25 protein-coding genes are annotated in these 26575 nt (G+C 40.8%); 5 read left to right on the top strand and 20 right to left on the bottom strand.

Going from position 1 to position 26575, the window contains the following annotated elements; genetic code table 11:
• Positions 1-4 precede the first annotated feature (4 nt).
• Positions 5-358: a CrcB family protein gene (locus tag I585_RS15760; protein ID WP_010741051.1), complete on the bottom strand. Its 354-nt coding sequence runs from the start codon at positions 356-358 to the stop codon at positions 5-7.
• Entirely contained in the window at positions 355-735 is a 381-nt protein-coding gene (gene crcB / locus I585_RS15755; RefSeq protein ID WP_010741052.1) for a fluoride efflux transporter CrcB, read from the bottom strand. The genes I585_RS15760 and crcB overlap by 4 nt, the downstream gene beginning before the upstream one ends.
• A 137-nt stretch (positions 736-872) precedes the next feature.
• Here crcB and I585_RS15750 point away from each other — a divergent pair, with 137 nt between their 5' ends.
• Entirely contained in the window at positions 873-1547 is a 675-nt protein-coding gene (locus tag I585_RS15750) for an HAD family hydrolase (protein ID WP_010741053.1), read from the top strand.
• 47 nt (positions 1548-1594) lie between these two features.
• Here the strand turns inward: I585_RS15750 and I585_RS15745 are convergent, their stop codons facing one another.
• The 4 genes from I585_RS15745 to I585_RS15730 all read right to left on the bottom strand — a co-directional run bounded on the left by I585_RS15745 (position 1595) and on the right by I585_RS15730 (position 4276).
• A complete protein-coding gene (locus I585_RS15745; RefSeq protein WP_010741054.1) occupies positions 1595-2140 on the bottom strand; it encodes a cysteine hydrolase family protein in 546 nt (181 codons plus the stop codon).
• A gap of 79 nt (positions 2141-2219) precedes the next feature.
• The gene (locus I585_RS15740) at positions 2220-2912 is read right to left on the bottom strand and encodes a 5'-methylthioadenosine/adenosylhomocysteine nucleosidase (RefSeq protein WP_010741055.1); all 693 of its coding nucleotides are present in this window, start codon (positions 2910-2912) and stop codon (positions 2220-2222) included.
• A 104-nt stretch (positions 2913-3016) separates the two neighbouring features.
• Complete coding sequence (gene macP, locus I585_RS15735; RefSeq protein WP_010741056.1) at positions 3017-3301, bottom strand: cell wall synthase accessory phosphoprotein MacP; 285 nt, start codon at positions 3299-3301, stop codon at positions 3017-3019.
• Positions 3302-3697: 396 nt separating this feature from the next.
• Complete coding sequence (locus I585_RS15730) at positions 3698-4276, bottom strand: NUDIX hydrolase (RefSeq protein ID WP_010741057.1); 579 nt, start codon at positions 4274-4276, stop codon at positions 3698-3700.
• A 331-nt stretch (positions 4277-4607) separates the two neighbouring features.
• On the opposite strand from I585_RS15730, the gene I585_RS15725 reads away from it, so the two are divergent.
• Both I585_RS15725 and I585_RS15720 read left to right on the top strand, forming a co-directional pair.
• A complete protein-coding gene (locus I585_RS15725) occupies positions 4608-5264 on the top strand; it encodes a 5-bromo-4-chloroindolyl phosphate hydrolysis family protein (protein WP_010741058.1) in 657 nt (218 codons plus the stop codon).
• 68 nt (positions 5265-5332) lie between these two features.
• A complete protein-coding gene (locus I585_RS15720; protein WP_010741059.1) occupies positions 5333-6523 on the top strand; it encodes a toxic anion resistance protein in 1191 nt (396 codons plus the stop codon).
• Positions 6524-6557: 34 nt separating this feature from the next.
• On the opposite strand, the gene I585_RS15715 is transcribed toward I585_RS15720, so the two are convergent.
• The 10 genes from I585_RS15715 to I585_RS15670 form a co-directional block, all read right to left on the bottom strand.
• A complete protein-coding gene (locus tag I585_RS15715) occupies positions 6558-7421 on the bottom strand; it encodes a GRP family sugar transporter (protein ID WP_010741060.1) in 864 nt (287 codons plus the stop codon).
• A gap of 75 nt (positions 7422-7496) precedes the next feature.
• The gene (sapS, locus tag I585_RS15710; protein WP_010741061.1) at positions 7497-8519 is read right to left on the bottom strand and encodes a two-component system sensor histidine kinase SapS; all 1023 of its coding nucleotides are present in this window, start codon (positions 8517-8519) and stop codon (positions 7497-7499) included.
• Positions 8520-8587: 68 nt separating this feature from the next.
• On the bottom strand, positions 8588-9259 hold the full coding sequence (sapR, locus tag I585_RS15705) for a two-component system response regulator SapR (protein ID WP_010741062.1): 672 nt from the start codon (positions 9257-9259) through the stop codon (positions 8588-8590).
• 129 nt (positions 9260-9388) lie between these two features.
• Positions 9389-9742, bottom strand: a complete 354-nt coding sequence (locus I585_RS15700) for an iron-sulfur cluster biosynthesis family protein (protein WP_010741063.1) — start codon at positions 9740-9742, stop codon at positions 9389-9391.
• 174 nt (positions 9743-9916) lie between these two features.
• On the bottom strand, positions 9917-11410 hold the full coding sequence (locus I585_RS15695) for a phosphohexomutase domain-containing protein (protein WP_010741064.1): 1494 nt from the start codon (positions 11408-11410) through the stop codon (positions 9917-9919).
• Positions 11411-11642: 232 nt separating this feature from the next.
• Positions 11643-14063 (bottom strand): HAD-IC family P-type ATPase, encoded by a 2421-nt coding sequence (locus I585_RS15690; protein WP_010741065.1) that lies wholly within the window; start codon positions 14061-14063, stop codon positions 11643-11645.
• 172 nt (positions 14064-14235) lie between these two features.
• The gene (locus I585_RS15685) at positions 14236-14745 is read right to left on the bottom strand and encodes a GNAT family N-acetyltransferase (protein ID WP_010741066.1); all 510 of its coding nucleotides are present in this window, start codon (positions 14743-14745) and stop codon (positions 14236-14238) included.
• A gap of 63 nt (positions 14746-14808) precedes the next feature.
• Positions 14809-15753, bottom strand: coding sequence for a 3'-5' exoribonuclease YhaM family protein (locus tag I585_RS15680; protein WP_010741067.1), 945 nt, complete (start codon positions 15751-15753; stop codon positions 14809-14811).
• Positions 15750-18380: an ATP-binding protein gene (locus I585_RS15675; protein WP_010741068.1), complete on the bottom strand. Its 2631-nt coding sequence runs from the start codon at positions 18378-18380 to the stop codon at positions 15750-15752. Before I585_RS15675 ends, I585_RS15680 begins: the two co-directional genes overlap by 4 nt.
• Complete coding sequence (locus tag I585_RS15670) at positions 18370-19551, bottom strand: metallophosphoesterase family protein (protein WP_010741069.1); 1182 nt, start codon at positions 19549-19551, stop codon at positions 18370-18372. The genes I585_RS15675 and I585_RS15670 overlap by 11 nt, the downstream gene beginning before the upstream one ends.
• Before the next feature lie 317 nt (positions 19552-19868).
• Here I585_RS15670 and I585_RS15665 point away from each other — a divergent pair, with 317 nt between their 5' ends.
• Entirely contained in the window at positions 19869-20051 is a 183-nt protein-coding gene (locus I585_RS15665; RefSeq protein ID WP_010741070.1) for a hypothetical protein, read from the top strand.
• Between the two features lie 50 nt (positions 20052-20101).
• On the opposite strand, the gene I585_RS15660 is transcribed toward I585_RS15665, so the two are convergent.
• The 3 genes from I585_RS15660 to I585_RS15650 all read right to left on the bottom strand — a co-directional run bounded on the left by I585_RS15660 (position 20102) and on the right by I585_RS15650 (position 24109).
• Positions 20102-21250 (bottom strand): serine hydrolase domain-containing protein, encoded by a 1149-nt coding sequence (locus tag I585_RS15660; protein ID WP_010741071.1) that lies wholly within the window; start codon positions 21248-21250, stop codon positions 20102-20104.
• Positions 21251-21496: 246 nt separating this feature from the next.
• Entirely contained in the window at positions 21497-21838 is a 342-nt protein-coding gene (locus tag I585_RS15655) for a YlbF/YmcA family competence regulator (protein ID WP_010741072.1), read from the bottom strand.
• 69 nt (positions 21839-21907) lie between these two features.
• Positions 21908-24109: a PBP1A family penicillin-binding protein gene (locus I585_RS15650; protein ID WP_010741073.1), complete on the bottom strand. Its 2202-nt coding sequence runs from the start codon at positions 24107-24109 to the stop codon at positions 21908-21910.
• Positions 24110-24360: 251 nt separating this feature from the next.
• Between I585_RS15650 and I585_RS15645 the strand changes: the two genes are divergently transcribed.
• Positions 24361-25212, top strand: a complete 852-nt coding sequence (locus I585_RS15645; protein ID WP_010741074.1) for an RluA family pseudouridine synthase — start codon at positions 24361-24363, stop codon at positions 25210-25212.
• A 465-nt stretch (positions 25213-25677) separates the two neighbouring features.
• Here the strand turns inward: I585_RS15645 and apf are convergent, their stop codons facing one another.
• Complete coding sequence (gene apf / locus I585_RS15640; protein ID WP_010741075.1) at positions 25678-26322, bottom strand: aggregation-promoting factor; 645 nt, start codon at positions 26320-26322, stop codon at positions 25678-25680.
• Between the last annotated feature and the right edge of the window lie 253 nt (positions 26323-26575).

The following is a 26575-nucleotide window of genomic DNA, read 5'->3' as shown; positions in this document are numbered from 1 at the left end:
TTTTTTATAGTTTTGAACCGATCACTATTCCGATAAAGCTTAACAGTAACCCTAATCCATATGATCCAAGGAGATAGCGATAAAACATCGGCCGATCCTTTTTCCATAAGACAAACAATTCAAAATTATAGGTAGAAAAGGTCGTGTAACCGCCCATAATTCCCGTGCCTAAAAATAAATAGACTGGATCAGACAGATGGAGACCAAAGAAAATTCCTAATAGCAAGCTTCCAGTCAAGTTGATGAAAAAAGTCGCTCTCGGCAGACGTTTGGTCTGAGGTTCAAAATAATTATTCAAAGTAAAGCGCAGCATGGCTCCAATTGCGGCACCGCTGCCTGCCAATAATGTCTCGATCATGGCTCTACCACCTTTCTGTGATAGATCGCTTCACCGAGCACGGTCATAGCCAAGCCGCCGATAAATGACAGCAGCAGGTAAAGAAAAGCGAATCCGATTTGTCCCGCCTGTACTAATTTCATCGTGTCTAAAGCAAACGAAGAGAACGTCGTCAGGGCTCCGCAGAATCCAACGCCCATCCCCAAAACTAAACGAGCGGAAACATCGCTATCATTCAAAATATGTTTGACGATCCAACTAAAGATGAAACAGCCTAATAAGTTAACCAGCAGCGTTCCTAATGGAAACCCGCCTACCGCCGGAATCCAAACGCCTAACCAATAGCGCGCGGTCCCTCCGACAAATGCAAAAAGTGCAATGACCAAGTAGTCTAACATATATTTCAACTCCATTTATTTCATTCTTTCTCACTATAAAACGATTGATTTGAAGTTGCAAATAATACTTTCTTTTTCATCAATTGTTTTCAAAAAGTGCTAAACTAAGACTATCTTGGAAAAAGTGAGGGTTATGTATGAAAGGTATCATTTTTGATTTTAACGGGACAATGTTCATGGATTCTGATCTCCATGAAGCCGCTTGGCTATATTTACTCCAAAAATATTCAGAGAAAGAATTGACTGAGGAAGACATTTTAAAGAATCTTCACGGCAAAACCAACGACGTGATTTTACGCAACTTTATTTCAAAGGATCTGACCGATGAAGAGGTTCAAAAATTATCTGATGAAAAAGAGACTTTCTATCGCAAATCAGTTCTAGAAAGTTCTAACCATAAAGATTTTACAAAAGGCCTGCGAGATGTGCTAGATTACTTGAAGGCAAACGACATTCCTATGACGATTGCTTCGGCATCACCGAAGATCAACATGGATTTCTATTTCGACTACTTAAATCTAGGCAATTGGTTCGATTACGACCAGATGGTTTGCCATACTGGCAGTTTCCCCGGAAAACCCGCGCCAGATATTTTCCTGATCGCAGCAGAAAAAATCGGTGTTGAGCCAAAAAACTGTCTGGTAATCGAAGACTCCTATTCTGGATTACAAGCTGCTCACAATGCTAAGATCGGTACGATCGTAGCCATTGATCCCGATGGAAAAAACCGTGCCGTTCTTGAAGCCGAGGGTCTAGCAAAAGATGGCGTCATTGAAAATTTCACAACATTCATCTCCGACTATTTGAAATAAAAAAAACCGCAACGATAGAAAATCGTTGCGGCTTTCTTTTTTTCTTTTTAGACGATTTTTGCTCCTAAAGTATTCTTGAAATGATTCAACGCCCAAGTATGCCCTGTTGCATCAAAACTTGCGACAGCCTTTTCTGGGATTATCAATTGATACCCCAAGTTGTAGGCATCCACAGCAGTATGCAAGACACAAATATCTGTACAAACCCCTGTCAAACAAAGTTCTGTAATACCGCGTTCGCGTAACCGAATGTCTAGGTCCGTCCCGCTGAAGGCTGAATAATGACGCTTGTCAATCCAATAAACATTTTTCTTCGCTTGATTTGCTTGATAAAAATCAGCCAGCGAACCATATAAATCACGACCGCTCGTTCCGATCACATTATGCGGCGGGAAAAGTCTATTTTCGGGATGGTATTGATCACTGGGATCATGCCCATCAATCGCGAACACGATGAAATCACCTTGTTGAAAGTAACTTTCAGTCATAGCGACGATCTCTTGCTCAATTGCCTGACCCGCTTCCCCTGTGGTCAGCTTGCCGTCAGTTGCTACAAAATCATTAGTATAGTCAATCGAAAGTAATGCACGCATGAAATGTTCCTCCTCATTATTCAGTTCTTCATTGCTATTGTTTCATTTCAAGAAGTAAATCGGGTAAGTAACAAATTAGTTAGACTAAGTGATTTACAAATTCAATCACTAATTGTGCAGATAATGTTCCTGTACGATTAACAAATTCTTCGTGTGTTTCTGTTGCTTCGCTGTCAGCCGTGTCGCTGATTGCTCGCACGATCAAGAATGGAATGCCAAATTGAGCAGCCGTATGCCCAATTGCTGCCCCTTCCATTTCAACAGCCAGCGCATCAGGAAATGCCGCTTTAATCTCATAAATTTTTGATGGGCTGCTGACAAAGGTATCGCCTGAAACGATCAAACCAACATGTGCGGATTGATTCATTTTTTTGCTGGCTTCCAGCATCTCACCTTTTAAGTATGTTGAGCCTTCATAGTAAAGAGGCATCCCGGGAACTTGTCCAATTTCATAGCCAAACGTCGTCGCATCCACATCAAAATAGGCAACTTTGTCTGCAATAACTAAATCCCCGATTGAAAGACCCGTTCCGATTCCGCCAGCGGTTCCCGTGTTGATGACCATATTGACCTTATATTGTTGAATCAAAACAGAAGTCGTGATCGAAGCCAAAACTTTTCCGATCCCTGATTGCACAACAATCACTTCATGATTGCCCAGACTTCCAGAAATGAACAATGCGCCTGATTGCTCCCAAGATAATGGATGTTCCAAGCTTTCTCGTAATGCTTTAACTTCTGGTTCCATGGCACCGATAATACCGATTTTCATAATCATTCTCCTAGTTCAATTAATAAAATTATTTTTAGTTAAATACATTCGATGACTCCTACGTGTTTCGCTAAATAAAACACATCCGTCCGTTTAATGCATAACTAAATAAAGAATACAGCTAACATTACCACGATCAAAAGTAATAGAACAAAAATAATCGCCTTATTTAGTATACTACCACGTTCTTTTTGTTTCACGCGTTCACTGCTGCGAGACTTCGTGACTGGTTTATTCTTCTTTAATTCTTTACGATAAACGTTACTGATTTCTTTCTCTCTTTTTTCATACGTTCGTTCAGCAGCTTTTCGTTGTTCCTCTGCCAACCGCTCTTGCTCTTCTTTTCGTTTTCGCAATTCGCTGCGCGTCACCAGGGGTGATTGGCTCATGCGTGATCCTCTCCTTATTCATATAAATGTATTCATTTTTCTTGAGGAAAAATGAGTCTGATTTTCATGCCGTATATCATTCCTCTATACTTTGCCTGACGTTTTTAAACAAATCAGAACATTTTGATATCCAATCCAATGATCCTACTAAAAGAGGAACTGACATCCTTATTCTTATAAATGTATTCATTTTTCTTGAGGAAAAATAAGTCTGATTTTCATGCCGTATATCATTCCTCTATACTTTGCCTGACGTTTTTAGACAAATCAGAACATTTTGATATCCAATTCAATGATCCTACTAAAAGAGGAACTGACATCCTTATTCTTATAAATGTATTCATTTTTCTTGAGGAAAAATGAGTCTGATTTTCATGCCGTATAAATAGATAACCTTTAGGAATTGGCTTGTTTATTTTTTAATTGCAGCAATTCCCAATAATTTACTGCGAAAATGGTCTTCGCATCGCAAATCAATCCATCTTGGATCGCTTGTTTTGCTTCTTCCATCGTTAACTCGTAAAGTTCTAAAACCTCATCGTCATCTTGCGGTCGCGGATTTTCAACTTTGACCAAATCGGTCGCCGCGTAAATGTATAATTTCTCGTTTGAAAATCCTGGCGATAAATACATTTCATTTATGTACGTTAATTTTTCGGTACGATAGCCCGTTTCTTCCTCTAATTCACGCATCGCTGTTTTTTCTGGATGCTGACCTTCGCCGGGATCAATTTTTCCAGCAGGAATTTCCATGACAACCTTTTCTAGCGGTTTCCGAAATTGTTTGACCATGATCATTTTATTTTCTTTAGTGATGGGAATGATTCCAACGCCCCCATGATGGAAAACTAACTCCCTCTTAGCAGTTCCGCCCATTGGCAAGGCGACATCATCCAAATAAACATCAATGATCTTTCCTTTAAACAATTCTTTCCGTTCAATTGTCTTCTCTTCAAAATCTTTATACTCTAACATTACGACACCTTTCCCCCTTTTTCCTATCAAGAAATTAATTTTTCAAGTCGTATACCATCCCAAGAGTTTCTTAAAACTTTTCAGCCTAATTACGTAACCTATCTTCTCCCAATAATAGCTGCGAAAATGGCCTTGGCAGCCCGAGTAGCTGTAGCCCGACGGTTCTGCCTTATTGTATCACAGAAAATTCTTATGTTTTTTCTAAATCTGAAAAATCCATCTTTAGTCCGATACTATTTCTATAGAAATTCATGCTATGATGAGCGTGTAAAGAAATCAAGTAATTTGAATGAATAATGTGATGGGTTATTACTAGACTAGGAGGATTATTATGCGAAGTAAAATATTCCCAATCATCATCGCAGCAATCGGCATCCTCTCCTTTTTTGAAGGGGACTTCGGCGATTATATCGTCTTTTTAATGTTGGTCGTTGGCTTTTGGTTGATCTATCGTGGATTTAAAGGAAGAAAAGTACGTCCACAGAAAAAAGAGGAATTACCATTTCTGACAAAAGAAAAAGAAGATTACTATAAAAAATTGGGTATGAGCGAACGTGAGATCGAATTGTTCCGTGAAACAATGAATATTTCTAAACAGCAAGTTTTATCTTTGCAGCAAAATATTCAAAAGAATGCCAAATTGAAAGCAATCGATTTACGGCATGACATGCTGAAGGCAACGAAAGCATTATTCAAAGAACTCGTAAAAGAACCAACTCGTTTACCTGAAGCCAGCCAATTTCTTTATACGCATCTTCCAAACATTGTTGATTTGACTGATAATTATGTAGAAATCAATGGACATGAGGTCAAGTCAAAAGAAGTTTATGGTAAACTAGAAGAAAGCGCTCAGATCATTGATCAAATGGCTGATTTAATCGTGAAAGATTATCAACAATTCGTTTCTGAAGACTTAGATGATATGGATGTTGAAATTTCAATCGCGAAAAAAAATCTTGACCATGATCCTGATTTGTCCACAAAATAAAAAAACAAAAATAGCTAAACAAAAAAATCTAGCTTGAGCTAGATTTTTTTCGAACAGGAGGACTCACAGTGGAACCAGAAAATAACTCACAAACCAAACCGGTAGACAGTACGTTAGACGATCTACTAAGCAACCCATTTGGCACCGATGCTTTAACCCCCGTTCAACAACAAGAAATCTCCCACTTGCAATCACAAGAACAGGCCGATCGCTTAGTGGATAAATTACCAGCCGAACGACAAGCACAAGCGCGAGAGCTATCGAAGAAAATCGATGTCAATGACTCGCAAGCCGTTATCAGTTACGGTGCGACTGCTCAAACCAAGTTGAGCGAATTCTCTCAATCAATGTTGAATTCAGTCTCTTCACAGGATATCGGTCCTGTCGGTGATTCATTGAATCAGCTGATGTACCGTTTGAATGAAGCCAATCCCGATGAACTACGCGTTGGTGAAGGCAATATTTTCCAAAAAATGTTCGGTAAAGTGAAACAATCGATATATGAGATCACTACGAAATACCAAAAAATCGGTGCTCAAATCGATAAGATCGCTACAAAATTGAACGTTGAAAAAGATGGATTGTTGAGAGACAACCAAATGTTGGAAACTCTTTACTCCAAGAACAAAGACTACTTTGATGCGTTAAATATTTATATCGCTGCAGCCGAATTGAAGATCGAAGAAATGAAGCTGACTACGATTCCTGAAGCAACCGAAAAAGCCAAAGCTTCCGGTGATCAAATGGACGTCCAAATCGTCAATGACTATACACAATTTTTGGATCGTTTAGACAAACGAACTTACGATTTAAAATTGGCACGTCAAATTACGATCCAACAAGCACCGCAAATTCGTTTGATCCAAAATACGAACCAAGCGTTGGCTGAAAAGATCCAAGCCTCAATCAACACGGCGATTCCTTTATGGAAAAACCAAGTGGCGATCGCTTTGACACTATTACGTCAAAAAGATGCTTCTACAGCACAACGTCAAGTATCTGAAACAACCAATGATCTATTAAAGAAAAATTCAGAGATGTTGAAGATTTCAACGATCGAGACCGCCAAAGAAAACGAACGCGGCATCGTCGATCTAGATACGTTGCAACAAACACAAAACGACCTAGTCGAAACACTAGAGGAAACATTGCGGATTCAAAAAGAAGGCCGCGAACGCCGCCAAGCAGCCGAGATCGAAATCGGTCATATGGAAAACGACTTAAAACAAAAACTAATGGAAATAAATTCCGGACAATAAAAAAATTCGCACACCATCAGGTGTGCGAATTTTTTTATGCTTTCATATATCCTAATACGACACCGCCGACAATGATCAGCAGACAGCCGATAATGACATAATACAATTCTTTTTTAGTTTTGCGTTCGCCCAGCAGGAAGATTCCTCCCAATGTCGAAATAATGATCCCCATCTGAGATAATGAGAAACCAATCGCTAAACCGATATTTTGGACACTCAACAGCATACAGACATTCCCGATCCCCCACAATAAACCAGAGGCCATATTCCGCCATACATACCGATCAACTTTCGTTTTACGGAATGCGAAGAAACTGGCACCAACCAGCATACCGATACTTTGCGGTAAAATAATCGCTAACGGATCAAGCCCAGCCCAAGTGATGATAATCGTATAGACACCATAGCCAAAGGTTGAGAAAATCAATGCACGTAAACCTTTGCCGAAGTTTAACATGCTGTCGTCGGTTTGTACGCCGCTATCATCATCTTTGCGTGCCGTTAAATATGCACCTAAGACCAATAAAGCTAACGCAATAAAACCTAAGACAAAATCTTTCGTCTTGGTCCATTCATGAAAGAACACTGCACCGGCGACGGTATTCAAAATTAATTGAAACCCGGTTGAGATCGGCAAGCCGACCGACACTCCCATGAATTTCATCCCGTGGAACTGACCGTTTTGTCCAACTGACCAAAAGAGACCTGACAAAAAACCAATTAATAAAATCCAACTACTCATTGCCGGTTGAACGATAAAATAGGTCACTAACGCAAAAACGAAAGCACCCATCGTCATTCCTAAGGTTTGCTGATTGGCGTCTCCGCCTAATTTCCCGCTCACCAAAGCAATGCTTCCCCATGCTACCATCGGTATTAGGGCAATCAAAATACTCATAAACTTACTCCCTTCAATTCACAACTGGAACAGTTTAGCGAAAAAAAGGAATTTTGGCAATCAAAAACTGAAAATTTACCGTTCTTCATGATAATAATCTAATCGAGGGAAAAATAAGGTCATCGTCGTTCCCTCATTCATCGTTGACTCTGCTGATAAAACCACGCCAAGCTTCTCTGCTAAGGTTTTAGCTAAATACAAACCGAGTCCGGTAGAATGCTGCTGCGCCTTGCGACCATTTTCACCAGTAAAACCTTTATCAAAAATCCGCCCTAAATCCTCTGGCGGAATGCCCATGCCGTTGTCTTTTAAAATCAACGCAACACCGCCGCTTTTCGTCTCAAAGCTGATATTGATCTGACCATGATCGGGCGTATATTTAATCGCGTTGCTCAATAATTGCCGGAAGATGAACTCGATCCATTTGGCATCCGTCAGAACTTTGGCATCCTCTTCAGCCAAAGTCAGCTGCAAGTTTTTTTGGATAAAGTAGTTCGCCTGACTGCGTATAATCGGTTGAATAATTTTTTTCAAAGAATACTCTTGAATCAAATAGTCATTCACAAATTCATCCGAACGGGAATAATATAAAATCTGCTCGACATATTCATCGATTTGTTGGACCTCATTTTGCAATAAAACAAATTTATCATCTGGAATATCAAATTCAATCGAATTCAAAATCAGATCCACCGCTGCCAACGGCACCTTGATCTCATGAATCCACGAATCTAAATAATCCTTCTGATCTTTTTGGCTATTTAATAATTGCTCCATCATTGAGTGATGTTCTCGAACTTGCTGGTTCACGTATTCTTGAATCATACGTTCTTCGTTGTTCGTCGCGGCCTCAACAAAATGTTGGAGATGGGAATCTTCTTCGGCATTAAAAGCCTTATACCATTTTTTTCGCCGATAATAATCGATTGTGAAAAAAAGAAAGACCAAAAACAATTGCAGAATCAATAAATAACCGAGATTATCCCAAAAATTATGCAGATCCGGTGTCAACCAAACCATAAAGATCAACAGTAAACTCAACACCGCCCAGCCCAATAAGACGAGCAATCGATCTTTTAAATACTTAACAAATGTCATACTTACTCCTTTTTGACCATAGATGATTTCACGAAATTATCAAGCTATCAGATATAGTGGCTTTAACATTATGGAACAATATACCCCTGTCCAACTTTCGTTTGAATATAATCATCAATTCCCGCCTGCTCGATCTTGCGGCGCAGACGATTAATATTTACCGTCAATGTATTATCATCCACGAAACGTTCGTCATCCCACAGCGCCCGCAATAATTTGTCACGGCTTAATATTTTGCCGTGCTGCTTCATCAAAATGAATAATAAGCGGTATTCGTTTTTGCTGAGGTCCACAACTTCTTCCTTAATAGTCATGCTGCTGTTGTCGATATTCAAGGTGATGCCGTTATGTTCCAGCTCCTCACCGCTTTCGGCGTAGTTATAAGAGCGACGCAATAAGGCATTGATTTTTGCCACCAAAATATCAACTTGGAACGGCTTCGTAATATAGTCATCCGCACCCATATTCATCGCCATGATTTGATCCATGTTAGTGTTTCGGGAAGAAATAAAAATAATCGGAACCTTGGAAACCTCACGAATTTTTTGACACCAATAATAACCATCAAAGACCGGTAGATTAATATCCAACAAAACAAGCTGTGGCGCAATCTGTTCAAACTCCTCAAAGACTTGATTAAAGTCCGTTGTTTGGTAAACGTCGAATCTCCATTTCGTTAATTCCTCACCGATCAATTGACGAATCACCGCTTCGTCTTCAACGATCATGATTTTTGCCATTGTATTCCTCCGCCTTCTTCTATTTATCTGACTTCACGAACCAGCTTAAATATAATAGGCCAGTTCGCAACGTCATTTTTACCATCATATCAAAGAACCGGTAAAAACTGAAAGACGATCCTTATTAAATTAATTTTTAGTAAAATCAATAAAGCCCAGATTGTCATCAATCATGCCACCTTCACCTGATAAGCTAAAGGTACTTAAACGCGGATTAAATTTGATGCGCATTTCTGCTTGCAAATCTTCTTTTGAATAGCCCTTGATCCAAAAGTCACCGATCTCTGATGGGATTTTTTCATCGTAATCGGCTTTTTCCATCTCATTTGAAATGACGTTAATGGAGAATTGCGTTTGCATATGGATCATGGCGTGTTGCGAATAGGGTCCTACGCCATCTTCAAACGTTAGCAACAAAATTTTATCTGCCCCTAAATGTGCGGAAAGTCTTTCTTTAGCTGCTTCATCTAGTGTAATATTCATAACTATCTCTCCTAACTCGTTTTAGTAGATCCTTTTCTTTAAAAAATAGTTCCCAGGTTTTTACTCTTACCTCTGACAAATTCCAATCGCTCAAGTCTTCAAAATTTGGCCTGAGAGAAAGCCCCTTCATCTGATTCTTATCATCAGACGAAGAGGCTCATTTTGCAAGTATTCTTACTTATTTAATTGCTGATCAAGTTTAGTTAAATCAATTTGCGAATCCTGCGCTAAAAGTTTGCGGAAGATCGGTAATTGTTTTTGAATCTGATCGGTTTGATCATTTTCCACCTGCATGACTAATAAAGGTTCATGCAAACTCAAACGCAGCAGCATCCAGCCTTTTCCATAAGGATCATTCACAGAGAAACGCACACCTTCTTGGTTTTCAGGATTTTCTGAGAAACCAGTTTGCTGCGGCAATTCTTTACGGAATTTTTCGATCATTTTTTGACCCGCTTCTTTGTAATCCTCGCCTGCAATCGTATAGCGAATTTCCAAAGTTTCCAGCGGTTGTTCTAACTCCGCCATCAAATCGGTCAGCTCTCGCTGCTCTTCTTTTAATTTCGGCAGCAGCATCAACACCTTCGCAATCACATACGCACCATCGTCTAAGAAATAATTTTCTTTAAAGGCTGCGTGAGAACTAGTTTCGATCGCCAGCTGACAATCAATCCCCTCTTCATTTAATTCGATCGCTTTGTTGATGACATTCCGATAGCCTGAAATGTAACGATATTGTTTACCGCCTTTTTCCTCAATAAAGCGTTTCAAGTGATCTGATGTTGGAGAGTTGGTAACAATCGTGCTGCCAGGGTATTCTTTTAAGACGATCGCCGATAGCACAGCGATCAAATTATTCCGATTGATCATTTGCCCATCTTTCGACACGATCGCTGAACGATCGACATCTGTATCAAAAATCACGCCAAGATCGGCTTGGTTATCCAGCACAGCCTGCTTGATACTTGCCATCGCTTCTTTATTATCAGGGTTTGGAATATGATTTGGAAAATTGCCGTCAGGCTCTAAAAACTGTGAACCGTTAGTATCGGCACCCAAAACTGCCAAAACCTTATCCGCGAAATATCCTCCGGCGCCATTTCCAGCATCGACGACAATTTTCATGCCCTTCAATGGCTGTTCACTACCGCTGCCGCGTTGGATTTTTTCAACAAGATCGGCTGCATAACGAGATAATAAGTCCGCTTGCTTCACACTTCCAACCGCTTTTTCACCAGCTTCAGTATGAGTCAAAATATAGGCGATATCACTTTTTTCCGCTCCGCCAGTTTGACTGAAGATCTTGATGCCATTGAAATAAAATGGCAAATGACTAGCTGTCAGCATAATCCCGGCATCACAAGCAAACTCTTCAAATTGCGTCGCCATAAATAGTGCTGGTGTCGTGGCCAAGCCAAAATCCAACACTTCACAGCCAGCTGATTCAAAAACTCCTATCATTGCAGTTTTTAGTTCTGGTCCGGTCAAGCGGCTGTCATGTCCGATCCCAATCTTAAACGGACGCTCCACACCCTTGTCTGCTAACCAATTAAGAATTCCCTGAGCGATTAATTGAACTTCTTCTGTCCCTAAATTCTTTACTTTATCCTCAGCTGTGATAGCGATTCCACGAATATCTGAACCGTTTTGCAATTTTGTTAACTCCATTGATCATTTCCTCCTTATGCATATTAATGTGTTTATTCTTTTCAGCTTACCTTTATACTGCGTACCATCCAACTACGTGATATTTCGATGCACTTTCTATTTCACTAATTAACCAGTCTGAGAAAAGTTGGACTGGCCTACTTCCATTCTACTTTTAGTCTATTATACCAAAAATCCCGAAAAAGAAAGCCTTTTCGGGAAAGTTTTATTCATTTAAGTAAATTTTACTATTTTAAATAACTCGTGACTGCGGGTTCTTTTTTGCCTCGCGTTTCTTTTGCCAGCGAATTCGCCAATCGACCAATTTATCCATTACAAAGGTCAATCCCTTGAATAACCAATAAATTCCAAAGGTCAAAGGAATAACGAAAAACAAATTACGATTCCAAAGCTTATCAAAATCGAAGAATGTTCTAAAGAATAGATAACAACTTAGATAAGCGCTGCTCAAAACTGCAATCAACGCAATTTTCTTCTTATCCAGAGGGAATGAAACCTTATACAAGACCAGCAAACCAACGCAACCAGTTAAAAAGACCGACATTGTCGATGTCGCTTGATAATCTAACTCAAACAAAACATCAGCCAATTGAATAATCATTACGGCACTAACGACCGTCAAAGCTCCTGGCAAGGAGACTCGTAAAATATTATTCAAGAAATCCCCTTTGATTCGTTCATAACTTGGTTTCAATGCCAAGAAGAAGGAAGGAATTCCCACCGTTAACGCATTGATCGGTGTCAATTGGACTGGTTCAAAGGGATACGGACTTGCGATGATCATAAAGATGACCGCCAACATTAACGAATAGATCGTTTTGACTAAATACATAGAAGCAACACGTTCAATATTATTGATCACGCGGCGCCCTTCATTCAAAACATTTTGCATCCGGGCGAAATCGGAATCCAATAAAATGACATCCGACGCGGCCCGTGCGGCACTACTTCCGTTAGCCATGGCAACGCCAATATCGGCTTCTCGCAAAGCAAGTACATCGTTAACGCCATCACCTGTCATACAGACTGTGTGATTTATTTTTAATGCTCGAATCAGAGATTGCTTTTGTTTTGGGGTAACACGGCCAAAGACCGTCGTGTGATTGACTAACGCCGTATAATCAATCGGTTCATCTAAACTAGACATATCGACAAACGTCTCGGCGTTTTTAATTCCGGCTTTTTGCGCGATTTTTGAAACGGTCAGCGGATGATCTCCTGAAATAACCTTCAACTCCACATCTTGTTGGGCGAAATAGCCAAATGTCGCCCGTGCATTTTCCCGTAAATTATCCGAGATAATCAACGTTGCAAGCAGACGCGGCTCATAGGTCATTTCTTCCTCCAACATTCCTGGATACTCTACTAATACAAGTACCCGCTGCCCAGCCTCCAAATAAGGCTGAAGCTTATTCTGCAGCTCGTCCGACATATTCTTAAATATAAATTCTGGTGCACCGAAAGCAAAGCTCCCTTGATCCTTAAATGTTGCCCCGCTCCATTTGCGTGCTGATGAAAAGGGAACAATTTTTTCTGCTTGCCAATCGTCAGCAGGTGGAAAAGCTTCACGTAAAGCTTTTGCCGTCGCGTTCTGATCTTTTAAATGATGCAGTAACGCGCCCATGATCGTGTGTAATCGATCGTCTGAGATATCTTCCAATAATGCATTTTCAAATTTCAACGTTCCATCAGTGATCGTACCGGTCTTATCCAAACAGATCACATCGACTCGAGCCAGAGTTTCGATTGAAGGTAAAGCTTGAACCAAAACTTTTTTTCGAGCTAAATTTGCCGCACCGACCGCAAAGGCCACGCTTGTTAACAGCATCAATCCTTCTGGGATCATACTAACCAATGCAGCAACGGTTCCTAAAACTGCTTGTTTGATTGAATCTGATGCCTGATACTGACTATAAAAAAGACCTAATCCGACTGGGATGATGACGATCGTTAAGACAGCGATCATCCGGCTCAGTACTTTAGTTAATTCTGAACTGCCGGTTTTCTTCGTTTTCGCTTCACTAGTTAATTGTTCGGCAAAATTATCTTTCCCTACAGCCGTTCCTTGATAAAAACATTCGCCCGCTGTCACAAAGCTTCCGCTGAACAGCTTATCTTGCTTGTTTTTTTGTACGCGATCCGCTTCACCTGTCAGTAATGACTCGTCCACTTCTACGCCAGCTCCAGCTAGTAAACTGCCGTCGACCGGCACCTGATCGCCATTTCGCAAATAGAGAATATCCCCTAAAACGATTTCCTCTTGATCGATCTGCTGCAAGCGGCCATCCCTCAATACAACTGCCTTGGTTTTAGCCAAGACCGATAATTTATCGATCGTGTGTTTTGCCCGCAGCTCTTGGATGATCCCGATTAATGTGTTGATGACTACTACTCCGAAAAACAATGTATTCTTCGGCGAACCTACTAGCAATACCAGTACTGCCAATACCAAATTAAGAATATTAAAAATATTGATCGTATTCTCTTTAATAATTTCCTTGTCGGACTTCAATAAATTGTCTTCCACTTGATTGATCTGCCCTTGTTCCGTTTTTCGCTGAACCTCCGAATTGGTTAATCCTTTTAGTTCTGCTGGAATCTCGACTTCATCAAAATTTTCTTCCACCGTTTGAACTTCTTCTTTTTTCTTCATCCGGTTTCACCCCATCTCATTTGTAACAAACGCTGTTTTTACAGCGAAAAATGTATTTATTACTCTATGTTTATCTTACCACGACTTGCATTTTAAGTCGGTGTTGAGCATTGAAAGCTATCATCTCTTAAACTATTTATGGATAAACAAAAAAGCCGCAGCAAGCCGCGACTCATTTTTTAACAGAATATACGTAATGGGGCATGGTGACTCCGCGATAATGTTTAACGAATTCGCCGCTGCGGGTCATCCCATTTCGTTCGGCGACTTTTTGCGAAGCTGTATTTGTATCACGAATGATCGAAAAGACTTCTTCCGCGTTTAATTGTTCAAAAGCATATTTTTTACAGGCTTCGGCTGCTTCGATTGCATATCCGTGATGCCAAAATGCTCGTTGAAATAAGTAGCCGATCTCTAAAACCTTCTGACCAGCAAAATCTTGCCAAGTCAATCCACATTGCCCAATCATTTCATTGGTTTCTTTTAAAACGACCGCCCACAGACCAAAGCTCTCGCGTCGATAATTATCAAGCTGTTTTTCTAACCAGCTTTGAACCTCCGTATCATCGAAAGCTCCTTCATAAGCAACCATCGTTTGTTCATCCTGCAGAATTTTACTCAGTGAATCCAGATCCGATTGCTGCAATTCACGCAAGTAAAGTCTTGCCGTTTCGATAATCATTCTCTGCCTCCTAACATGACCCAACAAAAAACATGCCGCAGGTAAACCGCGACATGTTTGGTTTTAAATATCTTTCGGTACGTAAAAACTGCGATTATCCATTCCAAAAATACGCTCGGTGTACGTTCCCGGATCTGTATTTTTTACAGCGCTGGAAATCATTTGCATCGATGCATCGATGTTATCGATTTGATGTAAAATCTCTGCTTCCATGATACGCGGCCGTACAGGTGAACCGTACTCTAACAATCCGTGATGGGACAAGACCATATGACGCAAAATCACGACATCTTCGTCCGCATCATCGATCTTCAATTCGGCACAGGCTTTGGTAATTTCTTCATCCACTAAAACTAGATGGCCGACCAGATTTCCGACTACTGTATATTCGGTCGAAGAAGGACCCGTCAACTCGATTACTTTACCTAGATCATGAATGATGATCCCTGCGTATAGCAATGAAGCATTTAATTGCGGATACTCTTTCGCGATCGCTTTGCCTAGTCGCAGCATCGTTAATGTATGGAAAGCCAAACCGCCGGCAAATGCGTGGTGATTTCGTTTGGCTGCTGGAAACTCGAAAAATTCTTTTTGATATTTATTCAATAAGAAACGAACGATTCGATTCCAATGCGCATTGGTAATCTCGAACAGCGTTTGATTGATTTCTTCTTCCATCTCTTCGCGTTTGATTGGTGCGCGCTCCATGTACAACGCAGGATCATTTGGTTCCTCTGGTTTTGTGGTACGAAGATGAATGATCTTCACTTGCGGATTGCCTTGATACATTTCTCGCTTACCATTCAATAAAACGACTTGTCCGGCTCTATAACGTTTGATTTCTTCTTCGGACGCGTCCCAAAATTTACCATCGACCGTTCCAGAAGTATCTTGGAAAGTAAACGCGATAAATTTTTTGCCATTTTTAGCTAAACGAACATCGGCATTTTTGATCAATACATACATTTCAAATTGCTCATCGACCGTTAATTCTTTGATTTTTTTCATCGTTGGACTCCCTTCAATTCCCAGACTGGCTGGTGAAGCTCTTGGTAATAGCTTACCATTTCTTGGTCAGATGACAAACAAATGACCTGATAATTTTGACTAAATTGCTGTAATAATTTAGCAAACTGATATTTCCGCTGATGATCGTAGTGCAGCCAGCCATCGTCAATGATTACCGGACACAGCGGATGTTTCTGCTGCAAGGCCAAATAAGCAAAACGAAAGGCCATCATCACCTGATCTTTGGTTCCCGTCGAAAGATTATAAAGACTCAGCTGATCAACGGTCAAAAGACCTTCCGAAAAGTCTAAACGGCTATGCGCATTGTTCGTCAACTCTTGGAAATAGCTTGTCGCCTGTTTCAGGAGTTCCGGTAATTGCTGCTCCGATAATTCTGTCGCGATGTCTTGCAGCAGTTGATTCTCCAACTTAGCCACCGCGTAATCTGAAGTCAATTTTTCTACCAGCGCCCGTTGCTGACTGACTTGCTGATAAAGATTATCCAGCGTCCCGTCAGCCTGCATTTGTTGAATTTGCAAGCGTGAACGCTGCTCTTGTTCCTGTGATTGATGGAGCTGCTGTTCACCCGTCTGAATCTCCTGTTGTAAGATACGTAAGGCATCATCAATTTCTGCCAGTGTCGTTTCTTTTTCAAACAACGGAGCGACGCTCTCGGTTAATTCGTTCAAACGCTGCTGCCTTTGTTTCACTTCTGCTTCTCGTTGTAAAAATGCTGGAATCTCTGATGGGTACGCCAGCCGGAATTTTTCTAATAATGATTGCTGCTGAGTTAAAAGCTGTTGCTGCTGCTTCTGTGTTTCGTGAATCCGCTGCTGCAGGACGGTATTTTCTTGGTAGGTCTGAGCAAAACGAATCTGCTCCATCTCTTTGGCAAATTGTTCCAAAATCCGCAATTTATCCGACAGATTTTTTTCCTGCAATGGCAGCCATTCTGCTAAAAACTCAAAGCGCTGTTCTTGCTGCATCAATTTTTGCCGCAAATCTAATTGACGTTGTTGCAATTCTTTATTCGTCTGACGCTGCGCTAAATAGTTTTGCGCACATTGATTTTCTTGGACTACCGCAAACTCATTCCCAGCTTCGGATAAGTTTCTTTGCCGTAATTCCTTTTGAATTTGATCAAACAGATGCTGTACCTTACGCTGACTTTGTGTGGTTTTTTCGGACAGCTCTGCGACTTGTCCTTCATAAACATCCATTTGTCCCAACTTCTCTTGCCAAGCATCCTTATCCGCGGGTTTGTTTTGCCTCAGCACACCGCCGATCACACAAGCGACTGCTGCCGCCAGCACAATATAGCGCAAAGGTACCGGCAATAAGAAGGCCAGTACTAATCCTACCCCTGCTGCGATAAACAACCATGGGGGATTCTTTTTATGATTGAAGAGTTCTGGATGTTTCTGTTCGTAGTCATTCAAGCCGGCTTCTGCTTGATCTCGTTGTTCTTTGACTAATCCTAATCGAATCTTTTGCTCCGCCAAAGCTTTTTGCTGTACCTGCAGCGGCTCAAAAAGTTTTTGAATCGCTGGTTCATCTGCAAATGGTCGCGGCGGATTTTGCTGCCACTCTGTTGGTGTATCCTTCGTTTGGGCCAAATTGACGGCAATCCGCTGATCCTCATCCAACATTCGGGTAATCGCTACTTTTTCATCTGCTAATTGCTGGATACGCGTTTCATTTTCTAAGTAGAAGTAATAGCGCGCAGATTCCTGATTGCCGCTATGTTGCTGCAGTGCCGCATGTAATTTTTCCTGTTCCTTCATTAATTGTTGATATTCCTGATAAAAGGTTTGGAGTTCCGTTTGTTCAGCGTCACTGGCCAGCAAATGCAGATCCATTTTTTGTAACTCTAAGAATTCTGCATAGCCTGACCAATTCAAGCGCTGTTGTTCGAAAGTCAATCGCTGTTCTTGCAGCTGTCGATTTCTAGCCGCCTGCTGTGTTACCTGCAGTTTTTCTTCATCCGCTTGACGAACTAACTGCTGAAAACTGGCTTCTCGCGCTTCCTTCTCCTTAATCTTCTGCTGCAAATCCTGATAATTTTGCAGCGCCTGATTTAAAGGTTGCTTGCGTCCGCGCGGCCGATAAATTCCTTCATAATTATTCTTCAATTGTATCCGCTGCTCAAATAATTCATTGCTGCCGGATAATCCTAAAGAAATCAGCGCTTCATGTAAGTTCTCTTCACTTAACGTATCTAGCTGCTGCAGCTGTTCTTGTTGAAAAGTGAAAACATGCCGGAAAAGCTGCAGATTCAATGGATAAAGAATCTTTTCCAGCAGCTCTTCTTCTCCTTGCTGCCCATCCTCAAGCCAAACTTTGGCCTTGCCTTTATTTTTTGCCTTGTAGCGCTCGATCGTCACCGATCCATAAGTCGGATGAACAATAATTAAGCGACCGCCAAATCCGCTGCCGTCATTTGGTGTGTAATCTTGCCCTTTTTTTCGTTTTGCAGAGAAGCCAAATAAGATCGCTTGAATAAATTGATAGAGCGTCGATTTTCCGGCCTCATTCAAACCATAAACCAATTGATTTTTCGCTTCAAACAAAAAAATTTGCTGACGCCACTTGCCAAAGCTCGTGATTTCTGCTTTTTTAATCCACATCGGCGTCCCTCCTAAATCGATAACTCTGAATCATTTTTTCTTTTAACGACGCTACAGTATCCACCCTAAACTCTCGGTCCATCAAGCTATGCAGTTGAGGATTTTGTTCCAACTCGGCCAATAACTCGCTAAAAATTTCCGGTGTTTGATACGTCGTGACTAGCTGGTCAACTAGATCCTTATTTACTGCAAGATATGGCCGTTCTGTCGGTTGTTCGGCTAATGTCAATTGCCATAGAAAAATATCCTGTGAGACTTCCTCCTGCAAGGCTTCCAAAAGTTCTCCTGAAGCTACTTGATAAGCCAGTTCTTCGCCCAAGCCTTCCGTGTCGCTAAATTCTAAATGCAATAGAGTCGGCAGATCCGCAGACAAGTTCCGCACTAAAGGAAAAAGCTCACGCGGTTGACGAAGGTTCTTCAAAGAAACGATTCGTTTTTCCCAGCGAATCACTTCAACTGGGATTTTCTTAGGAACCAACAGATTGCCTTCACTTTCAACCAAGGTCACACCAGCCAAATTTGTTTCTTTTTGCGTATGACCCTGCGGCGTACCGGGATAGATCACAAAAGGACGTTCCGCTAAAACTTGCGGTACATGAATATGCCCTAATGCCCAATAATCGTATCCTTTTGCTGACAACTCCGTTAATTGAAACGGTGCATAAGGCATCTGTCCGCCATGATACATCCCAATCTGAAAATCAACGGCACCCTTATACGGAAATTTCTCACTCATCGCTGTTTCAATTGTCGGATGCTGGTAGCTGAAACTTGTAATGGCGATCTTTTCGCCCGCTTTCGTAACAAAATTCTTTGTCTCCACCTGTTCATCAACGAATAATTGAATATTATCTGGAAAAGCAAACCAATAACGATCGGCTTGATAAAAATCATGATTGCCAAAATTCATAAAAACGGGAATTCCCGCTTCATTTAATCGCGCCATTTCTTGGAAGAAATAGCGTTGCGTCTTTAACGTGGGGCGATTCTGATGAAAGGTGTCCCCAGCCAATAAAATGAAATCGACCGCTTGTTCAATCGCATGATCAACGATCTTTTGCAGCATTTTTTGGTTGGCTGTCAGCACGTGCTTTTGAAAATGCTCAGGCACACTTGTCAGACCTTCAAAAGAGCGATCCAAATGCAGATCAGCTGCGTGTAGAAATTTCATTTTCTTTCCTCCTAATCAGCGCGTTAGTTTTTAATAGAACTTCTCTTTATTGAAAAATGAAAAGAAATCATCATTCCAATCCCGTATATTTTACCATAAAAAAACGAAAACTTGTTCGTATTTCTATGAATCTTCCTGCTGTTTATTCAAAAAAAAAGAAAGAAAAGACAGCTTAAATTAGGTCTGCTTAGTTCTTTTCAAAATGTTTCACCAAGATGGTTTGATGAATGTTGATATTGCCTATTGGCCGAGTATTATCCCTCGTCAAGACAGCGCAAATAGTATAAACTATTGCTGTAAAAAGAGAGGGTGCTTGGATGAATAAGGATGAGTTAATCAAAAAAGCTAAAGAATTAATGAACGAAGGCAATTTTGATAAAGCCAAAGAGTTTGTTGAGATGCACAAAGATGACCTTGGCGAGTATTATGAAAAAGCTAAGGCATTACTAGCATCTGATAAGATCGATGGTTTAATGGATAAATTCAAAAAATTCTTTTAACAAAAAAAGTTAGAAACGCCGCTCATTTGAGTCGCCGTTTCTAACTTTTTTTATTCCATCTGATTCAGCACTTCATAAATGTGATCTGATGTTTGCCCCAAAGACTGAACCTGATTGGTATTCGCTAATAGAATGATATATGTCAGTCCCGTATGGGTAAAGGTATTGATCGTATTAAAGCCGCCAAGAACCCCATGACTGGAATAGCTGCCCGGATTCACATAAAAACCCATTCCATACGTTGAAGAACTGCCCGCAGTCATCATCTTGCTTTTTTCAACATCATTGATTAATTTTCCTTGCATCAATGCCTGATCAAATAGATAGAAATCTGTTGCGGTCGTATAGATATCTCCTGCACCGAATAATTGTGTAAGATTTGGCAGCTGCGCCTTTTCTAAACGGCCAGTCTTTTCTCGATAGCTTTCTGCCAAGTTGCTTGTTGGCGTATCGTTTTGATAAAAATTCGTATTCTGCATATTCGCCGGTTTGAAAATATGTTCTTGAATGTATTCTTCAGTATTTTGCTGACTAACCAATTGGATAATATAAGCCAGTACAGCATAGTTACTATCTGAATAGTGCCAAGTCCCAACCGCTGAATTGCTGCCGGCCGCCTCGATTTCCTGGATAATCTGCTGCGGGAGAATCTCTTTGCTTCCCTCAGTACGGCCAGTCAGTCCGCTCGTGTGATTAAGTAAATTCTTCAAGGTGATTTGCTGCCCATTAGGAAAATCTTTTATATAGTTTGTGACAGGGTCTTCAACCTTCAGCTTTCCCGCCTGTTCTAATTGTAAGATCGCTGTCGCGATAATAGCCTTTTGCGCGGAACCAATATAATAACGAGTTTCCGGAGTATTTTTCAACTGTTTCTCCTGATCGGCCAATCCGTACGACTGATTAAGAATCACCTGACCTTTGCGAACGACTAAAGCAGTCCCTGAAAAATGCTGGTTCGCTAAATAAGTATCCAACTCTTGATTAGCGGTTACTGGTAAAACGACGGCTGCCTTTTTCTCGGGCGTTGTTTCCGATGTTTCTGTTTTCTTAGTTTTCTTTTTCGATGAAGTCGTTGTCGACTCGATTTTTGTTTTCGGTGCTTTCTTAGCGTGGAAGTCCAGCGATTGCATATGCCATGCTAGCAAACAGCCTGCCAACAGCAGCAGTATCCCGCCGCCTCCAATAACAATTTTTTTCATCCTTTATTCGCCATCCTTATGGCTTGAAGTATAGCAATTTTCTAAAGAAAAAACTGCGATTTATTCTTATCTATCATTTTTATTCGTGTCTTGTAAGATTTTTGTAAGATAGTTCTTTTTATAGAAATCATTTTTTTGAAATCTACTAAAAATGAGATCGATTTGGAATTATTCCTTTACTTCCCACAAAAAAATGAACATGCAAAAAGCTGCGACGCAAATTTGCATCGCAGCTTCTAATTCTAATTAACCTTCGTATAATTCACGGATTGGCGTCATGATAATACGGTTCAAGTCATTGATGATTACGCTGAAAGCTTGTTCTTTCACCATTAATTCATTGATCAATTCTTCTTGTTGAACCTTTTCAGCTAATCCTTGTGCTTGAGCAGCATCTTCATCGCTGAAGTCTTCACCGCGCATTTGTTTTTCTTGCAGGCTTTGTTGGAAAGCTTGAAAGTCTTTAAAAGCAGCATAAGCTGTTTCATTTTTCTTTAATTCTGCAAAAGCTTCTTCTAGTGATTTAAATTCTGGTAGTTCACGGATTTCGCGTTCCAATCCGTTCGCTGAATCGTAAATGTTTGCCATTTTTTTATTCCCTCATTTTCTATAAAAGTTACTTTTCTATTGTAACATGAATGGAAACGGGTTCAAACCCTAATTTCCTGGTTGATATTGCTGCCACAATTCTTGGCCCTTTTCCTTCAATTTATTGGCGCCTTCTTTGGCCTTCTCAAAGAAATTGGCTGCTCCTTCGCTAGCTTTGCCGCCAATATCCTTCAGCTCTTCACGCCATTTGCTTTGATCCGAATCTTGAGCTCCTTGATTGACCTCATCAGCCGCCACGACTTTACCGCCTGTTGCATAAGCATCCGCTACCTCAAAGGAGTATTGTCCAGCATAAGGCATAATCGACTCAGCCTCGGCTTTGAAGACCTGCCCTACTTCTGATCCGCTGGTACCGCTCAAATAGTGGGTCTCACTAACTTTTTCAAAGCCTAACCAGGTTGAGATTACAATATTTGGTGTATATCCAATGATCCACTGATCATTGACCTTGTTAGCATCAAAGTTGGTTTCGGTCGTTCCAGTTTTACCAGCAACGGTAAATCCAGCCGGTGCCGCTTGTGCCGCGGTTCCGTTTGAAAAAGTACCTAACAGCATGCTGGTCATTTCATTTGCCACTTCTTTTGAAATCACTTGTTCATATTTAGGTGAACTGTTGTCTTCGATCACAGCACCTGTTGAATCGATGATCTTCGTAACCAAATGCGGCTGATACATTTTTCCTTCATTCGCAAAAGCACCGTAAGCCGCTGCCATTTGCATTGGAGAAGTTCCTTTTTCTAATCCACCTAAAGCTAATCCGTAATATTTATCCGATTTACTCAATGGAATCCCAAACTCTTCGGCTTTGTTATAGCCTTTATTCAAACCGAGCTCATGCAGCAGCCACACTGCCGGCAAGTTCAAACTTTGTGCCACCGCTTGATACATCGGTACTTCCCCTTGGAAGGTTCCATCATAGTTTTTAGCTTTGTAATAAGACTGCGGTTCATCTTTTAGAACACTGTCGGGTTTATAACCTGCTTCTAATGCCGACGAGTAGACACTCAATGGTTTCATTGTGGAACCTGGCGAGCGCTGCATTTGCGTCGCAAAGTTATAGCTGCGGAAAATATGCTCTCCGCGTCGTCCGACCAATGCTTGGACACCGCCTGTTTTTGGGTCCATTGCGACCGAAGCCGATTGCGGCATCGCGCCATCCGCTGCATTTGCAGGGAAATTCGCATTGTTTTCGTAAACGGCTTCCATTTGCTTCTGGTAATCCTGATCCAATGAGGTGTAGATTTTATACCCTTTATTCAGTAGATCCTTCTCAGATAGTCCGTAACGCTCCACAGCCTCATCAATCACCGCATCAAAGTAAGATGGGTAACGATAACCTGCATCAGCTGACGAGTATGTGTCATTTAGTTCTGAACCAAGATCGGTAGCCTTTTCTTGATCCTCTTGCTCTTTCGACAGTTTGCCATTTTCGACCATAACCGAAAGTACCGTATTTCGACGATTTACAGCATTTTCCAAATTATCGATTGGGTTGTAAATACTTGGCCCTTTCAACATCCCGACAATAGTCGCCGCTTCGCCGATACTCAATTGATTGGCATCCACACCGAAATATTTTCTAGCCGCGTCCTGAACACCCCAGACACCATTACCGAAGTAAGCATTGTTCAGGTACATCGTTAAAATTTGATCTTTGTCATATTTCTTTTCTATCTCGATCGCCATAAAAATTTCTTTGGCTTTTCGTTCTAAGGTTTGGTCAAGACTCAAGTACGCATTTTTTGCCAACTGCTGGGTTAAGGTACTCCCCCCGCCGGTAATATGACCAGAGGTTACCAGACCTAAAGCCGCCCGTCCGATCCCTTTGATGTCAAACCCATGGTGATTATAAAAATTCCGATCTTCCGTAGAAACTACCGCATCTTTTAAATACGGAGAAATTTGATCGCTTTCTACATAGGTCCCTTTTTGTCCGTAGAGGGTTCCTGCTTGTTCATTCTTTTCATCATAGATAACCGTCGATTGTTTCAAGCTGGACTGCAGCGTCTCCACATTGACTGATTTCGCTAAGAAAAATAGATAGACACTCATCACTAAAACACCCACGAGTGTTAATAATAGCAAGATTTTATTGATATGATATTTTTTCCAAATACGTTTGCGCCAATGGTGAAAACGAATCAAGTAGGGCTTGATCCATTGCCAAAAAGTTTTTGTGCCGCTGCGAAACTTTTGCCAAAAAATTTTTGCACCACTTTTAAATTTGCGCCAAATTTCCTGAAAATCCATTTTTTTGATCTCCATTCTATACAAAATTCAGACACAGTGTATCACAGATCGCCTATTTAAAGCTTGGGGCTCGAGACGGATACACACTTGAAAATATTCTAGCATGGCTTCTCAAGGAAAAGCTGATTTTTTTCTTAAATATCCGTTAAAAGTGATACAATAGGCCGGATGAATCCTTTATTTAAGGTAAAAAATGAAAGAAATCAGTCCGACTATACTCAAATAGCGAGAAAATAAGAAGGAGCAATTTAATGAAATTTACTATGACTCTGCCCGATCAATCTGCCGAGATGTCCGTCAATGACCTCTTAGAGCAAGAATGGTTAGTTCCGCGAAAGGTGCGCCATTTTATTCGAACTCGCAAAGGAATCTTGATCAATGGCGAGGTCAGTCCTTTTCACGCGCTAGTCCATCCGGGCGATCAAATCACGGTCATGATCGAAGACGGCGATTATCCCAAACGCAATATTTTGCTTGGAGACAAACGATTGGTTGATGTGCTTTACGAAGACCAGCATCTGATCATCGTAAACAAACCTCAAGGCATGAAGACCCATCCTAACCAACCAGATGAACAAGGAACTCTATTGAATCATTTAGTCGCATATTTAGCACCTGATTTTCAGCCCCACGTCGTCCATCGATTAGACAAAGAGACCAGTGGTGCGATTTTATTTGCTAAAAATCCTTTTGTGCTGCCGATTTTAGGTCGACTATTAGAACAAAAACAAATTTATCGCCGCTATCAAGCAATCGTTCATGGCAGCATAAAACAAGACTTAACGATCAATAAAAAAATCGGCCGAGATCGGCATGATCGCAAAAAACGACGGATCGATCCTAAAGGTGGCAAACCCGCAATCACCCACGTCACAGTCGCGAAACACTTAACGAATCAAACGGCGGTCTTTTGTCAATTAGATACTGGCAGGACCCATCAAATTCGTGTCCACTTAGCCAGTATTGGACATCCATTAGTTGGCGATCCTTTATATAGTAAGCATCCTAATGGTCGGTTGATGCTGCATGCCTATGAACTGCACCTGCTGCATCCATTTACGAATAAAGAAATAGCTGTCCAAGCACTTCCAGGATTGTGGTAATTTATTGAGGAAGCACCTTTTATTTAAGTAATCATTTTTCCCAAAAACGTAAAAATGATTTTGTCTGTCGTTACGCATATCATTCAACTAAACGACTTGTCTATTTAAGTTTGGAAAAATAGTTAAGATTCATCTCATTCAAAATAAACTGCGAAAAGTGCAGACAACTCCATTAATAGGAACATTTGAATCAAATTTTTATCATCGTTGACATACGATTCCACTAATTACTCTAAAGAGTAAAGTGGAACTCGCAGCTAACTCCTATTAAGGGAATCATTTTTCCCAAAAACGGAAAAATGATTTTGTCTGTCGCTACGCATATCATTCAACTAAACGGCTTGTCTATTTATTGGGGAAGAATAGTTAATATCCAACTCATTCAAAATAAACAAACTACGAAAAGTTGAACTGACAAAAAAAGCCCAAGTCGCAATGACTTGGGCTTTGAATTTATGCTTAATCTTAGTACCAGCCGTTTGATTGCCAGAAAGCTTGAGCGCCTTCCCATGAACCATAACGAGAAGTTACATATTGGTCAGCTACACGTTCTTGGTTAGCTTCAGAGTAATCACCATTTAGGTAAGAAGATGATAATTGGTAGCGTCCGATATATTGGCCGTTTGTTGCTGAGTAAGAACCGCCTGATTCGCGTTGAGCAATCCATTCTTTAGCTGAAGAAGTTGTTGCTGCAGTCGCTGCAGGAGCAGTTTCTTGAACTGGTGCTGCTTGTTGTTGAACTGGAGCAGCTGCTTGAGTTTGTTGTACTGGTGCTGCTTCTTGAACTGGTTCTGCGTGTGTTGATTCTTGAACAGAAACAGATTCTTGAGCTGGAGCTGCTTCTTTTGCAGGAGCTGCATTAGCTTTAGCTTCGCCATCAATTGTTAATTCTTGACCAGCAAAGATCATATTTACGTTAGAGATTTTATTTGCTTTTGCAATTGCGTTTACTAAGCTGTCGTTACCTGCAAACTTGTGAGAGATTGTTGATAAAGTATCTCCCGCTTCAACAGTATACGTTTCTGATGCATGTGCATCTGTAGCTCCCATCGCTAAACCTGCACCTGCTGCTAATACTGTACTAAAAAGAAATGTTTTCCCTAATTTCATTATGTAACTTCCTCCAAATTTTCTTATGTATTTTTCTTCTGTCTTCTTGACTACGAGAGTTACTTTACCATCCTTTTGTATTTCATGGGTAATAATAATGTAACAGTTCATTACAATAACATGAAACAATGTAACAAAACCTCGGCTCGTGTGTCACTTTGAAATATATTACATTTTTCTCATTCGGCAAAAAGCCTGCTACAAGCGGACTCAATCAAATGTAACTGTTTTAGTCTTGTATTACAAAAATTAT

It is taken from the genome of Enterococcus malodoratus ATCC 43197, assembly GCF_000407185.1.
In the GTDB taxonomy this organism is placed as follows: domain Bacteria; phylum Bacillota; class Bacilli; order Lactobacillales; family Enterococcaceae; genus Enterococcus_A; species Enterococcus_A malodoratus.
This window is presented reverse-complemented; position numbering and strand designations above follow the sequence as displayed.

Excerpts from the sequence above, each read along its gene's own strand:
- I585_RS15715 (WP_010741060.1), bottom strand. The coding sequence starts at position 7,421 with ATGAGTATTTTGATTGCCCTAATACCGATGGTAGCATGGGGAAGCATT.
- I585_RS15660 (WP_010741071.1), bottom strand. The coding sequence starts at position 21,250 with ATGAAAAAAATTGTTATTGGAGGCGGCGGGATACTGCTGCTGTTGGCA.
- I585_RS15685 (WP_010741066.1), bottom strand. The coding sequence starts at position 14,745 with ATGATTATCGAAACGGCAAGACTTTACTTGCGTGAATTGCAGCAATCG.
- crcB (WP_010741052.1), bottom strand. The coding sequence starts at position 735 with ATGTTAGACTACTTGGTCATTGCACTTTTTGCATTTGTCGGAGGGACC.
- I585_RS15750 (WP_010741053.1), top strand. The coding sequence starts at position 873 with ATGAAAGGTATCATTTTTGATTTTAACGGGACAATGTTCATGGATTCT.
- sapR (WP_010741062.1), bottom strand. The coding sequence starts at position 9,259 with ATGGCAAAAATCATGATCGTTGAAGACGAAGCGGTGATTCGTCAATTG.
- I585_RS15655 (WP_010741072.1), bottom strand. The coding sequence starts at position 21,838 with ATGGCAAACATTTACGATTCAGCGAACGGATTGGAACGCGAAATCCGT.
- I585_RS15680 (WP_010741067.1), bottom strand. The coding sequence starts at position 15,753 with ATGAAAAAAATCAAAGAATTAACGGTCGATGAGCAATTTGAAATGTAT.
- I585_RS15670 (WP_010741069.1), bottom strand. The coding sequence starts at position 19,551 with ATGAAATTTCTACACGCAGCTGATCTGCATTTGGATCGCTCTTTTGAA.
- I585_RS15725 (WP_010741058.1), top strand. The coding sequence starts at position 4,608 with ATGCGAAGTAAAATATTCCCAATCATCATCGCAGCAATCGGCATCCTC.
- I585_RS15675 (WP_010741068.1), bottom strand. The coding sequence starts at position 18,380 with ATGTGGATTAAAAAAGCAGAAATCACGAGCTTTGGCAAGTGGCGTCAG.
- macP (WP_010741056.1), bottom strand. The coding sequence starts at position 3,301 with ATGAGCCAATCACCCCTGGTGACGCGCAGCGAATTGCGAAAACGAAAA.
- I585_RS15665 (WP_010741070.1), top strand. The coding sequence starts at position 19,869 with ATGAATAAGGATGAGTTAATCAAAAAAGCTAAAGAATTAATGAACGAA.
- sapS (WP_010741061.1), bottom strand. The coding sequence starts at position 8,519 with ATGACATTTGTTAAGTATTTAAAAGATCGATTGCTCGTCTTATTGGGC.
- I585_RS15650 (WP_010741073.1), bottom strand. The coding sequence starts at position 24,109 with ATGGATTTTCAGGAAATTTGGCGCAAATTTAAAAGTGGTGCAAAAATT.
- I585_RS15700 (WP_010741063.1), bottom strand. The coding sequence starts at position 9,742 with ATGAATATTACACTAGATGAAGCAGCTAAAGAAAGACTTTCCGCACAT.
- I585_RS15690 (WP_010741065.1), bottom strand. The coding sequence starts at position 14,063 with ATGAAGAAAAAAGAAGAAGTTCAAACGGTGGAAGAAAATTTTGATGAA.
- I585_RS15695 (WP_010741064.1), bottom strand. The coding sequence starts at position 11,410 with ATGGAGTTAACAAAATTGCAAAACGGTTCAGATATTCGTGGAATCGCT.
- apf (WP_010741075.1), bottom strand. The coding sequence starts at position 26,322 with ATGAAATTAGGGAAAACATTTCTTTTTAGTACAGTATTAGCAGCAGGT.
- I585_RS15740 (WP_010741055.1), bottom strand. The coding sequence starts at position 2,912 with ATGAAAATCGGTATTATCGGTGCCATGGAACCAGAAGTTAAAGCATTA.
- I585_RS15745 (WP_010741054.1), bottom strand. The coding sequence starts at position 2,140 with ATGCGTGCATTACTTTCGATTGACTATACTAATGATTTTGTAGCAACT.
- I585_RS15760 (WP_010741051.1), bottom strand. The coding sequence starts at position 358 with ATGATCGAGACATTATTGGCAGGCAGCGGTGCCGCAATTGGAGCCATG.
- I585_RS15645 (WP_010741074.1), top strand. The coding sequence starts at position 24,361 with ATGAAATTTACTATGACTCTGCCCGATCAATCTGCCGAGATGTCCGTC.
- I585_RS15730 (WP_010741057.1), bottom strand. The coding sequence starts at position 4,276 with ATGTTAGAGTATAAAGATTTTGAAGAGAAGACAATTGAACGGAAAGAA.